This is a genomic window from Bifidobacterium sp. LH_417, assembly GCF_056357035.1.
This window is the reverse complement of the sequence record NZ_JBKEVI010000013.1, coordinates 41,904-58,423: the sequence shown is the minus strand read 5'-3', so window position 1 is coordinate 58,423 and position 16,520 is coordinate 41,904. Positions and strand designations below refer to the sequence as shown.

Annotated in this window: 5 protein-coding genes; all 5 read left to right on the top strand. The window is 66.0% G+C overall.

Features of this window, described 5'->3' with window-relative positions; all coding sequences use genetic code 11:
* Positions 1 to 342: 342 nt before the first annotated feature.
* The 5 genes from AC1AYR_RS08385 (at position 343) to AC1AYR_RS08365 (ending at position 16,514) form a co-directional block, all read left to right on the top strand.
* Positions 343 to 5,616 (top strand): LamG-like jellyroll fold domain-containing protein, encoded by a 5,274-nt coding sequence (locus AC1AYR_RS08385; RefSeq protein WP_476512286.1) that lies wholly within the window; start codon positions 343 to 345, stop codon positions 5,614 to 5,616.
* 678 nt (positions 5,617 to 6,294) lie between these two features.
* Positions 6,295 to 12,303, top strand: coding sequence for a beta-1,3-specific beta-L-arabinofuranosidase (locus tag AC1AYR_RS08380; RefSeq protein WP_476512285.1), 6,009 nt, complete (start codon positions 6,295 to 6,297; stop codon positions 12,301 to 12,303).
* A 1,058-nt stretch (positions 12,304 to 13,361) separates the two neighbouring features.
* Positions 13,362 to 14,396: a Gfo/Idh/MocA family protein gene (locus AC1AYR_RS08375; protein WP_476512284.1), complete on the top strand. Its 1,035-nt coding sequence runs from the start codon at positions 13,362 to 13,364 to the stop codon at positions 14,394 to 14,396.
* A gap of 109 nt (positions 14,397 to 14,505) precedes the next feature.
* Positions 14,506 to 15,780 (top strand): sensor histidine kinase, encoded by a 1,275-nt coding sequence (locus tag AC1AYR_RS08370; protein WP_476512283.1) that lies wholly within the window; start codon positions 14,506 to 14,508, stop codon positions 15,778 to 15,780.
* Positions 15,777 to 16,514 carry a response regulator transcription factor gene (locus tag AC1AYR_RS08365; protein ID WP_476512282.1) on the top strand — a complete coding sequence of 246 codons (738 nt, stop codon included), beginning with the start codon at positions 15,777 to 15,779 and terminating at the stop codon, positions 16,512 to 16,514. The genes AC1AYR_RS08370 and AC1AYR_RS08365 overlap by 4 nt, the downstream gene beginning before the upstream one ends.
* The last annotated feature ends 6 nt before the right edge of the window (positions 16,515 to 16,520 follow it).

Below are 16,520 nucleotides of genomic sequence, written 5' to 3'. Positions count from 1 at the left end.
CGGCGGAGCGATGGTGAGCGTTCACATTACACTGGTAAGCGATTACAGCATCAAGCGTGGTCGAGCGTCGGTGTGATTGCCGAAGAACGTTGCCGTTCGTAGGGATGAGCCGATGCGAGATTGCGGTGGAGGGCGGGCCGGAACGGCGTATGAGGAGGAATCGCCGGTACGGCCCTGCGGCACGGAATCCGGCCGGTGAAGGAACGGCAGCGTGTCGCATGATAACAATTCGATAACAATCCGTGTGCGGTTCCACCGGTTCTCGTCTCCGCGGCGGGCCGCACGGATTGTATCGAATACACGAGGAAGCAACGAATCTACACCCACAATCGGAGGAGACTTATGGGTACGTGGAAGAAGGCGGTGGCCACGCTCGCGGCGTTGCCGATGCTGGTGGCGGTGGTGCCTCCGGCTACGGCGGCGGACGCGTCGACGACGCCCACCGAGGCCGCGCAGCAGGCGCTGCAACAGGCCACGACACAGAACGCCGTTCCCGCGGCGGATACAGCGGACACGACGGACGCATCCGCCGGCGATCTGCTCGCGAATCTCGACTTCAACGACGTGAAGGCGGGCGCGACCGGCGACATCACCGATGCGACCACCGGCGTCAAGGCGACGATCAACGGCACGGCTGCGACCGGCACCGGCAAGGACGGCTCGACCGCAGCCCAACTGGGTTCCGGATTCTGGCTGAACGTCACCAAGTCCGACGGTTCGGCCGTGCTCAAGGGCAAGGACTCCGTCACCATCAGCTATGATTCGAAGTCCGCGAGCACCAACCAGGGGTGGGCGTTCTACGCGGCCCCCGATACCAAGGCCCCGACCTACAAGTCCGAGCACTATCTCGGCATCATGGACCTCACCACGTCGCTCGCGTTCCAGCGCTACAACAACGACGGCTCCGGCCGCAACAGCTCCGGCAGCGCCGAGGTGAAGGATCTCAAGAACGATTGGCGTCACGTCGACATCGTCATCGCCCCGACCTCGTCCACGCTGTACATCGACGGCTCTCAGGTTGCGACCGCCACGCCCGACGGCGCGAACAAGCAGGGCATCGCCGACATCCTCGGCGCGGACGGCGGCATCCTGCAGGTCGGCAAGGCGAACTGGGTGAACGGCGAATACTATTCCGGTCTGCTCGACAACCTGAAGATCTACGGTTCCGCGCACACCGCCGACCAGGTCAAGAAGGACTACGAGGAGTCGCAGCAGCAGTCCAAGCAGGCCGAGGCGGACGCCAACGCGCTCACGGTCAACAACGGCGAATCCGACGTGTACGCGAGCATCACCCTGCCGGACGCCGGCACGGTGAACGGCTCGACGATCACGTGGAAGTCCAGTGACGCCGCCGTCATCACCGACGCCGCGACCGGCACCGACGGCACGATCCCCGCCGGCGTCGTCACCCGTCCGAAGGCGGACACGAAGGTGACGCTCACCGCGACCATCACCGGCAAGGACGGCTCCACCGCGACGAAGACCTTCGAACTGACCGTCAAGGCCGCCGTCGCCGAACCGAAGACCACCGACTACCTGTTCGCGCACTTCACCGGCACGGAAGGCAGCACCACCGACGAGCAGATGTACTTCGCGACCAGCAAGGACGGTCTCACCTGGCACGACACCCGTTCTGCCGGTGACCCGGTGCTCACGTGGGAGAACAGCCAGACCGGTAACAGCCGCGGCAAGGACAACGGCGTGCGCGACCCGTATCTCGTGCGTTCCCCGCAAGGCGACACCGTCTACCTGATCGCCACCGAGCTGAGCATCCACAACCGCGGCGGTTGGGGTGCGGCCGGCGCCACCTCCACCGGCAGCACCAACCTGATCGTGTGGGAATCGCATGACTTCGCCCACTGGAGCGCGCCGCGCGCCGTGGACGTCGCGTCGAAGATCCCCGGCGCGGGCATGGCGTGGGCTCCGGAAGCGTACTGGGATGAGGCCAAGCAGCAGTACATGGTCTACTGGGCGACCGCCTCCGACAAGGACAACGAATCCGGCGACCGCACCAACATGTACTACTCGACCACGCGCGACTTCGTGCACTTCACGACACCCGTCAAGTGGATCGACCGCGCCAAGTCCGTCATCGACACGACGATGATCAAGGCCGACGACGGCTACTACTACCGCGTCTCCGGCGACACGTACCTCGGCATCGAACGCTCGAAGGACCCGTACGCGACGACGCTCACCACCGGCGACACCGTCGCGAACGGCTACTACAACACCGACACCAGCGACCCGAACCAGTGGACGCTCGTCGGCACGTTCGGTGACCTCACCGGCACCGGTCTGACCGGCAAGCAGCTGGAGGGCCCGGAACTGTTCTTCTACAGCTCCGACGACATCCAGACCAACGCCGCCGGCAAGAAGATGAAGTACGGCCTCATGTGGGACCAGTACTCGTCCGGCAAGGGCTACACGCCGTACCGTTCCGCCGATCTCGGCAGCACCGACAAGTCCGATTGGGGCTACGCCTCCGACGTGAACTTCGGTTCGCTTAAGAAGCGTCACGGTACGATTCTGCCGATCAGTGAGACCGAGTATGACGCGGTGATGAAGGCGTTCGATAAGAACGCGCCGCTTGAGCCGGTCACGCCGGACGCGTCCGGTTCAAAGCCGATTGCCTCGTATGATTTCGAGGACGACAGCGATCTCGGTAAGGACACGACCGGTAATGGCAACACGATGACGCTGCACAGCGTCACCGAGCATGGCAAGCCGGGTGATTGGGACAGCAAGGCGATCCAGTTGCGCGGCAACGGCGAGTATGCCGAGCTGCCGGCCGGCCTGTTCGATGGGCGCGACGAGTTCACGCTCGAGTTCTCGTCGAAGTCGCGTCAGTCCTCCGGTAACTTCTTCTCGTTCGCGCTCGGCCAGGACAACAACAAGTACCTGTTCATCCGCCTGCGTGGCAACGAGGCGTACGCGGCCATCACCAAGGGCTCCTACCAGAACGAGCAGAAGATCTCCGGCACGATCAACACGCAGGTGTGGCACAAGTACACGCTCACCGTCACCAAGAACCACATCGCGTTGTACGTGGACGGCGATCTCGCCGGCCAGGTCGACACCGACGTGGCGATCACCGATTTCGGCAGGAACACGAAGGCGTACTTCGGTAAGTCGTTCTACTCGGCCGACGGCACCTACAACGGCGGCATCGACGACGTGAACGTCTACAACTACGCGAAGTCCGCGCTCGACGTGCAGGGCCCGGCCGCCGCGCTCAAGGTGAAGAAGACCGACCAGATCCTCTCGCAGAACGCGACCACCGCCACCGACGGTTCCGGCGCGGTCACGAAGACGATCGTGCTCGACTACTGGGCGGACGCGAAGACCGGCGCGAAGTCGGACAAGTCGAAGGTCTCCTTCGACTATGAGATTCCCGACGGCGTGACCGTCGCGGACGAGTCCGGCAAGACGCTCACCGCCGCCGACCTGGACAAGATCACCGACTACTCGCAGCCGCTCAAGCTGAAGCTCACCTACGACGGCAGGACCGTGGGCTACACGGTCGGCGTCGAGGTGCTTGTCACCCCGGTGCGCATCAGCGGCGACAAGGCGAAGGCCTCCGGCATCGGCGAGAAGGATCCGACCGGCAACGAAGGCTGGAAGTTCTTCGCCGACCCGCAGGTCGTCGCCTACGGCGGCAAGTACTACATCTTCCCGACCACCGACGGCTACTCCGGCTGGGCCGGCCACTCGATCCACGTGTTCGAGTCGTCCGACATGGTCAACTGGGAGGACAAGGGCACCGTCGTCGACCTGTCGAAGGACTACAACGACATGATCGACGGCCGCAAGGAGAAGGCGTGGGCCCCGGGCTTCGCCGTCCGCAACGGCAAGTTCTACCTGTACTTCTCCGGCGGCGGCATGACCAACGTGGCCATCTCCGACCCGGCGAAGGGCGGCACGATCACGTCCGGCTACAAGATCCAGAAGGTCAAGGTCGAGTCGAGCATCGACCCGGCCGTGTTCCAGGACCCGAACGAGCCCGACAAGTACTATCTCGCGTGGGGCCAGTCCCCGGGCAAGTACGCCGAGCTCAACGACGACATGACCGGCATCAAGGCGGGCACCACGGTGACCACCAACGCCACGAAGGACATGCGCGAGGGCTCCTACATCACGTCCCGTCCCGATCCGAACAAGCCCGGCAACACGATTTACTACTACAGCTACTCGTGCTGGGACACCAACGAGCCGCGCTACAGCGTCGGCTACGCGTACGTCTCCGCCAAGAAGCTGAGCGACGTGAAGGGCACGGACTGGCAGTACGGCGGCTACATCCTGTCGAAGGACGACGCGAAGGGCATCCTCGGCACCGCACACCACTCGTTCGTGCAGGTTCCGGGCACCGACGACTGGTACATCGTGTACCACGCGTTCCTCACCGACGAGATGCGCCCGCGCGGCTACGATTCCACGCACAACAACGCGCAGCTCGCCAACGGCAACAAGCGTGAGATCCGCATCGCGCGCGTCACGTATGGCGCCGACGGCACGATTGAGACGATCCCCGTCACGTACGAGGGCGTGCTGCCGGAGACGACGCCCGAAGTGTCCGTCACGGGCGCGGTCGCCGGTTCCGGCGACGACGCGGCCGCGACGCCCGTCGGCACGACGCTGACCGCCGCGTTCAACGACGGCTGGAGGCTCTCGTCCGTGCAGTGGTACCGCGCGGATTCCGCGGACGGTTCCGACGCCGTCAAGATCGACGGCGCGACCGCCGCCGAGTACACGCTGACCGACGCGGACGCGGGCAAGACCGTGTTCGCGAAGGCCATCGGCGAGAACACGACCGGCGTGCTGCAGAACGCACAGCCCGGCACCGAGGGCGCCCAGCCGTCGAAGACGTACGAGCTGACCAGCGTCAACACGGTGAAGGTCGCCGACAAGCCCGCGACCGTGCCGGCCGAATCCGTCACGATCACCGGCGACGGCGTCGCGAACGGCAAGGTGACGGTCGGACCGGAACCCGGCACGCTGCAGCTGAAGGCCACGGTCAACCCGACGAACGCGACCGACAAGGTCACTTGGTCTTCGTCCAACGAGGCTGTTGCCACGGTTGATGAGAACGGTCTCGTCACGTACAACACGGTCTCCGCGGACACCGACGTGACGATCACCGCGACCGCGGGCGACAAGACCGCGACGGTCACGGTGACGGTGAAGGCACAGGGCGAGCCGTCCACGCCGAAGCCCGTCGAATCCGTCACGATCGCCGGCGACGGCGTCAAGGACGGCAAGGTGACGGTCAAGGAAGGCGCGTCCGTGCAGCTCAAGGCCGTGATCACGCCCGCCGACGCGGATAAGACCGACGTCGCGTGGACCACGTCCAACGCGGCCGTCGCCACCGTCGACGAGAACGGCAAGGTGACCGGCGTCAAGGCCGGCACCGCGACGATCACCGCGACCGCTGGCAGCAAGACCGCGACGATCACGGTGACCGTGGCGGCCAAGGACGGTTCCGGTGATGCGAAGCAGCCGGGCAACGGTTCCGGCCTGTCCGCGACCGGTGCTGCCGTGATCGGTGTGGTGGGTGCGATCGTCGCGCTCGCTGCCGCCGGAGCCGGCCTCATGGTCTGGCGCAAGCGCCAGGCCTGATCGGCGCGCCTAGGCGTCTCGCCCTCGCTGGCGGGGGCTGTCGGCGAAGCCGACTGGGGGTGGTCGCGGTGCGTGTGTGCTGTGGCCACCCCCAGTCAGCCTGTCGGCTGACAGCCCCCCCGCCAGCGGGGGCAGTGCGCGTCCCTATCCAGCGTCCTAATTTACGGAGATGAGCCCATTGTTCCGTAAATTAGGACGCTGATTCGTTTTCAGCGTCCCCGATTCCGGAGATGGGCCGCTATCTCCCGACAACGGGACGCTGACGTGTTCTCAGCGTCCCCGATTCGGGAGCAATGGGCTTATTTCCGGACAACGGGACGCTGAGCTGGGGGTGAGTGTCCCGGATTCGGGAGCAAGAGGCTCATCTCCCGACAATGGGACGCTGAGTTGCAGTGAACGCTAACGATATAATGCTGTAAGCAGTTTGGCTGTGCCGTGATGCCGTGCGCAAACTTCGCGAAACCGTGGTGTTTCGTGGGTTTGGGCGCGGCGTCACCCCACCCGCAGTGATGCGGGGACATCATCGGATCGGGCGGCAAGAGCGGCCGCCATGCCCGTGTGTGGCCGTCGCAACGGGCGTTTCGACAACGTGTTGATAACGATTCGATAACAAAACCGACGACAACGTCGGCAACGCAACAAGACAATGACGTGCAGTGAAGGAGAGGCTCTCAGCGCATGAGAACTACCGATAATCACGGAAACGAACAGAAGGGGAGGCGCGTGTGGCGCAAAGGCGTCGCGGCCGTGGCCGCGCTGCCGATGATGGTCACACTGATGACCGCGGGCACCGCCGTGGCCGCCGACGCGACATCGACGATCGCTCCCGCCACCAACGACACGAACAACGTGCTCGACCTCGCATTCGACGGTGACGCGAACGACGCGTCCAACGCGAAGAACAACGGCACCATCGTCGGTGACGGCTCCAGCTACGTCGCCGGCGCGAAGGGCCAGGCCTTGAAGCTCACCGGCAAGCAGCACGTGAGCCTCGGCACCGCCGACAGCCTGCAGTCCGGCAAGCTCACGTTCTCGTTCTGGCTCAAGCCGGATGGTTCGATGGGCGACGGCGAACAGCTCATCGCCTGGGACAAGGCCGCCTGGTACGGCGACGGCTGGTACCTGACCACCACGAAGAACAAGGCGCTGCAGCTGTCCGCCGGTCCCGCGAACGCCAACAAGCAGCCGTACATGATCTCCGTGCCGACCGCGCGCGACGACTTCTTCCCGGCCGGAGAGTGGACGAACGTCGTCGTCACCTACGATTCCGACACGAAGACCGCCACGTTCTACCGCAACGGCGTCAAGCAGTCCACCGAAGTCACCTACAACTACGGTTCCGACGGAGCGACCGGCGTGATCGGCACCACCGCGGACGAGAAGGGACTCGGCTGGAACGGTGCCCAGTACAAGACCGATTCGCTCAACGCCGCGATCGACGAGGTGCGCCAGTACGACGTCGTCGCCACCACCGCCGACGTCGAGAACCTCGTCAAGGAGGGCGACGCCGCGTTCGATGCGAAGACGCTCGCCCAGACGGCGCTCGACAAGGTCGACATCGCGACCAAGGCGACCGCGAACCTCACGTTCGACGCGGACGCCGCGAACGGTTCGACGCTTACCTACGCGTCCGACAACCAGTCCGTGATCTCGAACGACGGCGTCGTCACCCGTCCGGCCGTGGGCGAGAAGGACGCGACCGTGAAGATCACCGTCACCGCGAGCTACGGTTCCGCGGCGGTCACCAAGGAATTCACCGTGACCGTGCCGGCGCAGACCGAGAACGGCGGCGACCATGACGTCCAGTACCTGAAGAACTACCTGTCCGAGTCCGGCATGGACAACGTGACCGTCTCCGACTCCTATCTGCAGAATGCCGGCAAGAAGGAGGTCGAATACCTGCTGAGCTTCGAGCCGGACCGACTGCTCGTCGAATTCCATGCACAGGCCGGCATCGCCACCAACGGCGCGAAGAACTACGGCGGCTGGGAGAACGGCCCGTCCGGTTCCCGCAACCCGGACGGCACCAACAATCCGACCCGCTTCACCGGCCACTTCGTCGGCCACTGGATCGCCGCCGCCTCGCAGGCGCAGCGTTCCACGTTCGCCACTGACGATCAGAAGGCCCAGCTCGCCGAGAAGCTCAAGGCCGTCGTCACCGGTCTGCGCGAAGCGCAGCAGCAGTACGCCAAGAACGATGCCGCCAACGCCGGATTCTTCCCCGCGTTCCCGGTGAGCGCGGTCCCCGGCGGCAAGAACGGCCTGCTCGTCCCGTTCTACAACCTGCACAAGGTCGAGCAGGGCATGGTGCTCGCCTACGAGTACGGCACCGACCAAGAGACGCGTGACGCCGCCAAGGCATCCGCCGTCGACTTCGCCAAGTGGGTCGTCAACTGGAAGAAGGCGCACGCCACCACCGACATGCTCCGCACCGAGTACGGCGGCATGAACGACGCCCTCTACCAGGTCGCCGAAATCGCCGACAAGGACGACAAGGCCACGGTGCTTGAGGCCGCGCACCTCTTCGACGAGACCGCGCTGTTCACCAAGCTCGCCAACGGCCAGGACCCGCTCAACGGCCTGCACGCCAACACCACGATTCCGAAGCTCACCGGCGCCATGCAGCGCTACGTCGCCTACACCGAGGACGAGGACCTGTACAACAGCCTCTCCAAGGACGAGCAGGGCAAGCTCACCAGCCTGTACCTCAAGGCGGCCGAGAACTTCTTCGACATCGTCGTGAAGGACCACACGTACGTGAACGGCGGCAACTCGCAGTCCGAGCACTTCCACGTGGCCGGCCAGCTGTGGAAGGACGCCACGCAGAACGGCGACCAGAACGGCGGCTACCGCAACTTCTCCACCGTGGAGACCTGCAACGAGTACAACATGCTCAAGCTCGCCCGCCTCCTGTTCCAGGTGACCCGCGACGCCAAGTACTCCGAATACTACGAGCACACGTTCATCAATGCGATCGTGGCCTCGCAGAACCCGGAGACCGGCATGACCATGTACTTCCAGCCGATGAAGGCCGGCTACCCGAAGGTGTTCGGCGTGACCGGCACCGAATACGACTCCCAGTGGTTCGGCAATGCGATCGGCGAATACTGGTGCTGCCAGGGCACGGGCATCGAGAACTTCGTGAAGCTCAACGACTCGTTCTACTTCACCGACAAGAACGACGTCTACGTGAACATGTTCTGGTCGTCCACCTACACGGACAAGCGCCATGACCTGACCATCACGCAGACCGCGAACGTCCCGAAGCAGGACACGGTCACCTTCTCCGTGACCGGTTCCGGCTCGGCGAACCTCAAGCTGCGCGTGCCCGACTGGGCCATCGCCTCCGACGTGAAGCTCGTCGTCGACGGCGCCGAGCAGGCGCTCACGAAGGACGACAACGGCTGGGTGACGGTCGCCGTCAAGGGCGGCACGCAGATCGCCTACACGCTGCCCGCGAAACTCCAGGCCATCAGCGCCGCCGACAACAAGAACTGGGTCGCCTTCCAGTACGGCCCGGTCGTGCTCGCCGGCGCGCTCACCGACACCAACTACAAGACGAACTACTCGTACGGCGGCGTGAAGGTCCGCGTGGCCAACTACGACTCCGACGCGAACGCGAAGGCCGCGGTCATCCCGACCGACGGCCAGACCGTGGCCGAATGGCTCAAGGGCATCAACGCCGACGGCAAGTCCGGCAACCTCGTGCGCACCGACGACCCGAACGACGGCGGCGCCCGCGAGACCCTGAGCTTCAAGTTCGCCAACGTGGACGGCGACGCCGCGAACCTCACGCTCCAGCCCTACTACTCGACGTACAAGACCACGTACGCGATCTACTGGGACATGGCCGAGGTCGACTCCGACGCCTACCAGCAGAACATCCTCAAGAAGAAGAACGACGCCGCCAACGCCGCGCTCGTCTCCGACGCGGTCGACGCGTTCGACAACGAGTTCCAGCAGGAGCTCGCCCACAACGCCGCCAAGTCCGACGACTCCAACGCCGGCACGTATGAGGGCAAGCAGTACCGTGACGCGAAGGCGGGCGGCTGGTTCAGCTACGATCTCGCCGTCTCCGCCGACAAGGACAACTACTTGGGCGTCCAGTACCAGTCCGCCGACGCGGGCCGCACGTTCAGCATGATCGTCGATCCGACCCCGGTGTCCGACAAGTCGAAGGGCGAGGTCTCCGCCAACGCGAAGACCTACACCGTGACGATCGAGAACAAGGGGTCGAAGGCCTTCTACTGGGATGTCCGGCAGCTGCCCGCCGATCTGGTCGCACAGGCCAAGGACGGCAAGGTGCGCGTGCTGTTCAAGTCCACCGGCGGTCTCGTCGGCGGCGTCTACGGCGTGCGCATCCAGAACGCGAAGGATCTTTCCTCCGACGCGTCGCTCAAGTCGCTCGCGTTCAGCGCCGGTACGCTCGACAAGACGTTCGACGCCGCGAAGCACCAGTACACGCTCACCGTCCCCGCCGACGCGACGTCGGTCGACGCGACGATCGGCGTGAACATGCCCGGCGCCTACGTGAAGGTGAACGGCGTCATCATCGACGACACGAAGGCGCGCGCGATCGCGCTCGACGGCGACGTCACCACCGTGGACATCTCCTCCGTCGCGCAGGATCACAAGGCGACCGAGTACTACTCGGTGCGGATCGTGCGTGAGGGCGCTTCCGTGCCCGCCGCGACCGGTCCGGTGCTCAAGTACACCTTCGACAAGGACACGATCGCGAAGGGCGGCACGATCGCCAACAGCGGTTCCGCCGGCACCAAGCTCGACGGCAAGGTCGTCAACGACGGCGCGTCCGCGTCCGACCACGCCGACAACGGCAAGGCACTGACGCTGACCGGCGGCGCCAAGAGCACCGCCTCCCCGTACGTGCAGATCCCGGCCGGCGCGATCACCGCCGACCAGAAGGACGTCACCATCTCCGCCGACTACCAGTGGGATGGCAACAACACCTGCATCTACCCGTGGGCGCTCGGCCAGAACAACAAGAACTACCTGGTGAACATCGTCTCCTGCGGTTCCAACACGCGTGTCGAAGCGTCGAAGAACGGCTCGCAGACCCAGCTCGCCGGCAGCACGCCCGCGAAGAACACGTGGGTCCACGTCGACGTGGTCGTCAAGGGCGGCAAGTCCATCGACTACTACCTCGACGGCGCACTCGTCGCCTCCAAGGCGACCACGCTCACCGCGGCCGACTTCATCGGCACGTCCGACATCTCCGGCTACCTCGGCAAGTCGTTCTACGACGACCCGTACTTCGGCGGCCAGATCGACGACTTCCAGATCTGGAACCGTGCGCTCACCGCGGCCGAACTGTTCAACCCGGACACGGACGAGCCGGCCCCGGCACCGTCCGATGACGCGACGCTCAAGTCGCTCACCGTCGCCGGCCAGACCGTCGACCTCAAGGCCGCCGCCTCCGCGGACGGCGCGTCGGTCACCGTCGACGATCCGGCCGCCGTGGCCGCCGCCGACGTCGTCGCCGAAGTCAACGAGACGAACGCGAAGACCGCCGTGACCATCGCGGACGGCGTCGTGCTCGTCAAGGTGACCGCCGCCGACGGCACCACCGAGAAGACCTACACGGTCAAGCTCGTCCGCAAGGCCGTTCCGGTCACGTCCGTCACCGTGACCGGCGACGGCGTCGCGGACGGCAAGGTCGCGCTCGAAACCGGCAAGACCGTGCAGCTCAACGCGACGGTCGCGCCGGAGAACGCCGACGACACGACCGTCACGTGGAAGGTGACCGAGGGCGATGGCGTCGTGACCGTCGGCGCGACCGGACTCGTGACCGCCGTCAAGGCGGGCGCGGCGAAGGTCGTCGCCGTTGCGGGCGGCGTCGAATCCGCGCCGGTCGAAATCACCGTAACCGATCCGACACCGGTGCCGCCGGCCGCGACCGTCGACTCCGTGACGGTCGCCGGCGACGGCGTCAAGGACGGCAAGCTGGCGCTCAAGGCCGGCGACACCGCCCAGCTCACGGCGGACGTGAAGGTGACCGGCGACGCGGCGACGACCGTCGCGTGGACCACGTCCAACGCCGCGGTCGCCACCGTGGACGAGAACGGCAAGGTGACCGCCGTCGCCAAGGGTTCTGCGACGATCACCGCCACCTCGACCGTCGACAACGCCAAGTCCGATGCGGTGACCGTGACCGTCGCCGCGAAGGACGACGGCGGTTCCGACAAGCCCGACCAGCCGGAGCAGTCCGCCCCGGCCGAGAAGGACCTGACCGACGCGAACAAGGTGACCGGTCTGATCGGCGTCGACTCCGTCAAGCCGGGTGCCAAGCTCACGCTCGCCGTGGGCAAGGCGTTCGCCGGCAAGACCGTCAACGTGTACGCGATCGCCGGCGGCAAGACCGTGCTCATCGCCTCTGGCGTGACTGTGGCTGCCGACGGTACGGTCGTCGTGACCGTTCCGGCTGACCTCGCGCAGGGTGCGACCAGGTTCGTCGTCCAGTTCGCCGATGGCGCGCTGATCTGGGATGCGGTCAACGTCGCCAAGCCGACCGCTGACCAGCCGGGAGCCTCCGGAGGCCTCCTCGGCGGTGCCCTGGGCGGCGCGGGCCTGTCTTCGACGGGTGCCGCAGTGCTCGGTGTGCTCGGTGCGGTGGCGGTTCTCGCCGCCGCCGGAGCCGGCCTCATGGTCTGGCGCAAGCGCCAGGCCTGATCGGCGGGGCCCGGGGCGTCTCGCCCCTCCCGCTGGCGGGGGCTCTCCGGTGAATCGGGAGTCTGGTAACTCGCCCGCCGCTGGCGGGGGATCTCCGGCGAGTCGGGGATTTGGCAATCTCGCCCCCGCTGGCGGGGGCTGTCGGCGAAGCCGACTGGGGGTGGTTGCGGTGCGTGTGTGCGGTGGCCACCCCCAGTCAGCCTGTCGGCTGACAGCCCCCGCCAGCGGGGGCGGGGTTCGTTGCTCTCCGTTGGCGGTGTGGTGTTCGGACCCGATGTTTTGCCCCCACTGGCGGGTTTCCGGTGAGTCGGTGGCCTGATAATCTCGCCCCCGCTGGCGGGGGCTGTCGGCGAAGCCGACTGGGGGTGGTTGCGGTGCGTGTGTGCGGTGGCCACCCCCAGTCAGCCTGTCGGCTGACAGCCCCCGCCAGCGGGGGCGGGGTTCGTTGCTCTCCGTTGGCGGTGTGGTGTTCGGACCCGATGTTTTGCCCCCGCTGACGGGTTCCCGGTGAGTCGGTGGCCTGATAATTTCGTCCCCGCCGGCGGGCGGGGTTTTGTCCCCTTGGCCCTTCCGACGAGGGGCTGTCTAGCCTACGGTCGACCGGGGGCGAGCCGCCGTAAGCGCACTTCGTGGTCGCGCCCTCTATCCGGCGTCCTAGTTTACGGAGACGAGCCCATTGCTCCGTAAATTAGGACGCTTATTTGTTCTCAGCGTCCTCGATTCGGGAGATGGGCCGCTATTTCCCGACAACGGGACGCTGAGCTGGGGTGAGTGTCCCCGATTCGGGAGCAATGGGCTCGTTTCCCGACAACGGGACGCTGACTTGTTCTTAGCGTCGTTTTTTCGGGAGCAGTGGGCTTATTTCCTGACAACGGGACGCTGAGCTGGGGTGAGTGTCTCGGATTCGGGAGCAGTGGGCTCGTTTCCCGACAACGGGACGCTGAGGCTGGGACGCTGAGGCTGGGATACTAAGCCCGGGCGATGCGGACGCGGCAAAGGGCGCGGGTACAATCGGGCGTAATCATCCGCAGGGCAATCATCGACGTGGAAGGACCATCATGCGCGAACTCAACTGGGCGACGCTGGGATGCGGCGTCATCGCCAACCAACTCGAGCAGGCGCTGGAACGCAACGGACGCACACTGTACTCGGTGGCGAACCGCACGCACGCGAAGGGCGTCGCGTTCGCCGAGAAGTACGGCATCGGCAAGGTCTACGACGAGATCGACGACGTGTTCGCCGACCCGGACGTGGACGTCATCTACATCTCCACACCGCACAACACGCATATCGAATTCCTGCGCAAGGCGCTCGCCGCCGGCAAGCACGTGCTGTGCGAGAAGTCCATCACGCTCAACTCCGACGAGCTTGACGAGGCGATTGCGCTCGCCGAAGCGAACCACGTGCTGCTCGCCGAGGCGATGACCCTCTACCACATGCCGCTCTACCGCGAACTCGACCGGATCCTCGCCGGTGACGACGGCGAACTCGGCAAGGTCAAGCTCATCCAGATGAACTTCGGCTCCTACAAGGAGTACGACATGACGAACCGCTTCTTCAACCGCAATCTCGCGGGTGGCGCGATGCTCGACATCGGCGTGTATGCGCTCTCCTGCATGCGGTGGTTCATGAGTTCCAAGCCCGACCAAATCGTTTCGCAGGTCAAGGCCGCGCCCACCGGCGTGGACGAGCAGGCCGGCATCCTCCTGACCAATCCGGACGGGCAGATGGCGACGGTCACGCTGTCGCTGCACGCGAAGCAGCCGAAGCGCGGCACCATCTCGTTCGAGAACGGTTACGTGGAGATCTTCGACTATCCGCGCGGCGAACGCGCCTCGATCCACGACACGTCCGGCGCGCTCGTGCGCGAGGTCGAGGCCGGCGAGACCGCGAACGCGCTCGCCTACGAGGTCGCGGACATGGAGGCTGCGATCGAGGCGTTCGAGGCGGGCGAGTCCGGCGAGATTCCGGCCGACGAGGCCGCGGCGAAGGTCGAGAACCTGCTGCACCTGAACTACACGCGCGACGTGATGGACATGATGACCGAGATCCGCCGCGACCAGTGGCATATGACCTACCCCGAAGAGGAGTAGGGGGCGCGGTCAACACGCGTTGACCGAAAACGGTAGATATGGTCCGGCGGCTGATTCGTAGCCGTAGGGTGGGAAGCGTAATCGCACGGTGACGTGAGAGGAGCGGACCATGACGGCGAAACGAGGCGGTTCCGGCAGCAGCGGCGTGGCCGGCGGCCGGAGCGGCAATGGTCGCGGTGGCGCGACTGGTGGCGGAGGTGCGGCCGCGGTCGCCCGACGCATCCAAGAGATGCTGGGATGGCGTTGCTGGACGATTCCGATCGCGCTGGCGGCGCTGGTGCTGTCCGCCTCGCAGTGGCGCGTCGAACTGATGGGTGCGCAGGACTGGGCGTGGCCCAAACTGCTGATGCAGCTCGTCATCATCGCGTCGACCGCGTTGTTCGCGGTCACGCCGGCGGCCTCCAGCGTGCTGACGATTGCCGCCTACTCGGTCGATGTGCTGTTGCCGTACCCGTATCTGGAATCGAACGGATGGTGCCTCGCTATCGCGCTCGGATACATCGCCTACCGGGCGCGTACCTCGGTCACCGTAGGCGTGCTCGGCTATCTCGTGTTGATGAAATGGCTGGAGATGACGGCGGCCGGCGGCATCGTATGGAACATGCTGATTCCGCTCAACTCCACATACATCGCCGCGGCGATCATCGGAGTGATGGCGCGCCGGCAGACCGAACTTGCCGCGTTGCGCCGGCAGGCGATGCGCATGCGGCAGGTCGAGCGCGACCTCGATGTCGCCCACCGGCTGCACGACGCCACCAGCGGTGAACTCACCTCCATTAGTCTGATGGCGCGTCTCGGCATGCAGGATGCGGCTTCGGAACGTCAGCGCGGACTGTTCGCCGACATCATGGCGCGTGCCGGCGAGGCGCTGGAGCATGTGCACCGCATCATCCGCGTCCTCGCGGATGATGACGGCGGTGCGCGTGCGGACGGTAGCGGTGAAAGCGCCGAATCGGGGGAACACGGATGTTCCGGTGCGGGGTATGCCGGCGGGGAAGCCACAGAGGTCGGTGACATCGCCGACGTGGTCGCCGCGGTGCTGCGCGAATTGATGGCGAACGTCGTCCGGTACGGCGGCGAGGGCGGCAGACGCTACACATTGGATGTCGACGCGTCCGGTCGGGGAGTGAACATCGTGCAGACCAACCCGATGGACGGTGCCGGGAACATGGCTGAAGCGGGGACTGCGACGAATGAAGGCGTCGACCGGGGCGGAAGCGCTGGTCGGGATGCCGGCTGTACGCCGGTCGTGTTGCCTCCGGGGCGCGGGCTCGCACTGCTGAGGAGACGCATCGAGGCGGTCGGCGGAAGCATGGTGGTCTCGGCGGAAGGCGGGACGTGGCGGGTTGCGGTGCGAGTCCCGTGTGCGGAGGCCGAACAATGAACGTCATCACCATCGCCATCGTCGACAACGACGTCATCACCGTGAAGGCGCTCGCCGCATTGCTGGAACGCAACGACGACTTCCATGTCATCTGGACCGCGTCGTCGGGGCGGCAGGCGCTCGTCAACTGTCTTGAGGACGAACGATGGCCCGACGTGCTGCTCGTCGACGCGGAACTCGGCGACGAGCGCGGCGCGGAGATATGCCGCCGTCTGCGCGCGGATGATGGCACGTGCGCGATGCTCGTCGTCACCGCGTACCCGCCCGAACGCTACCGGCGCGACGCCGCGCGCGCCGGTGCGCAGGGCATCGTCGGCAAGGCCGACTACCCGTGGCTGGAACGGGCCATCCGGCTCGTCCGCGGCGGCCGCGTGTTCGCCGTGCCGTCGGCGAGACGGGCTGGCAAGGACGAGGCCGATGGCGACGCGCGGTTCCTGCCGCCGGCGGAGGCGCGGCGGCGGCTGCTCGCGCGGCTCGCCGACGATGCAGGTGCGGCCGGCTCGGCCGGTGCGGCCGGTGCGGCCGGTGGACGGCCCGCGTCGCGACTGAGCTATCAGGAATCGCAGGTGCTGGCGATGTCGGCGGACGGATTGACGCAGAACGAGATCGCCGCGAAACTTGACATCACCCCGGCGAGCGTGCGCACGCACTCGTTGCGCGCTCGCCGCAAGCTCGGCGCCGCCACCCTCACCCAAGCCGTAGTGACCTGGCTGCGCCAGCTCGGGCGACGGTAGGTGCGT

Bases quoted from the DNA above. Each gene is read 5' to 3' on its own strand.
- AC1AYR_RS08385 (WP_476512286.1), top strand. From the start codon at position 343: ATGGGTACGTGGAAGAAGGCGGTGGCCACGCTCGCGGCGTTGCCGATG.
- AC1AYR_RS08380 (WP_476512285.1), top strand. From the start codon at position 6,295: ATGAGAACTACCGATAATCACGGAAACGAACAGAAGGGGAGGCGCGTG.
- AC1AYR_RS08375 (WP_476512284.1), top strand. From the start codon at position 13,362: ATGCGCGAACTCAACTGGGCGACGCTGGGATGCGGCGTCATCGCCAAC.
- AC1AYR_RS08370 (WP_476512283.1), top strand. From the start codon at position 14,506: ATGACGGCGAAACGAGGCGGTTCCGGCAGCAGCGGCGTGGCCGGCGGC.
- AC1AYR_RS08365 (WP_476512282.1), top strand. From the start codon at position 15,777: ATGAACGTCATCACCATCGCCATCGTCGACAACGACGTCATCACCGTG.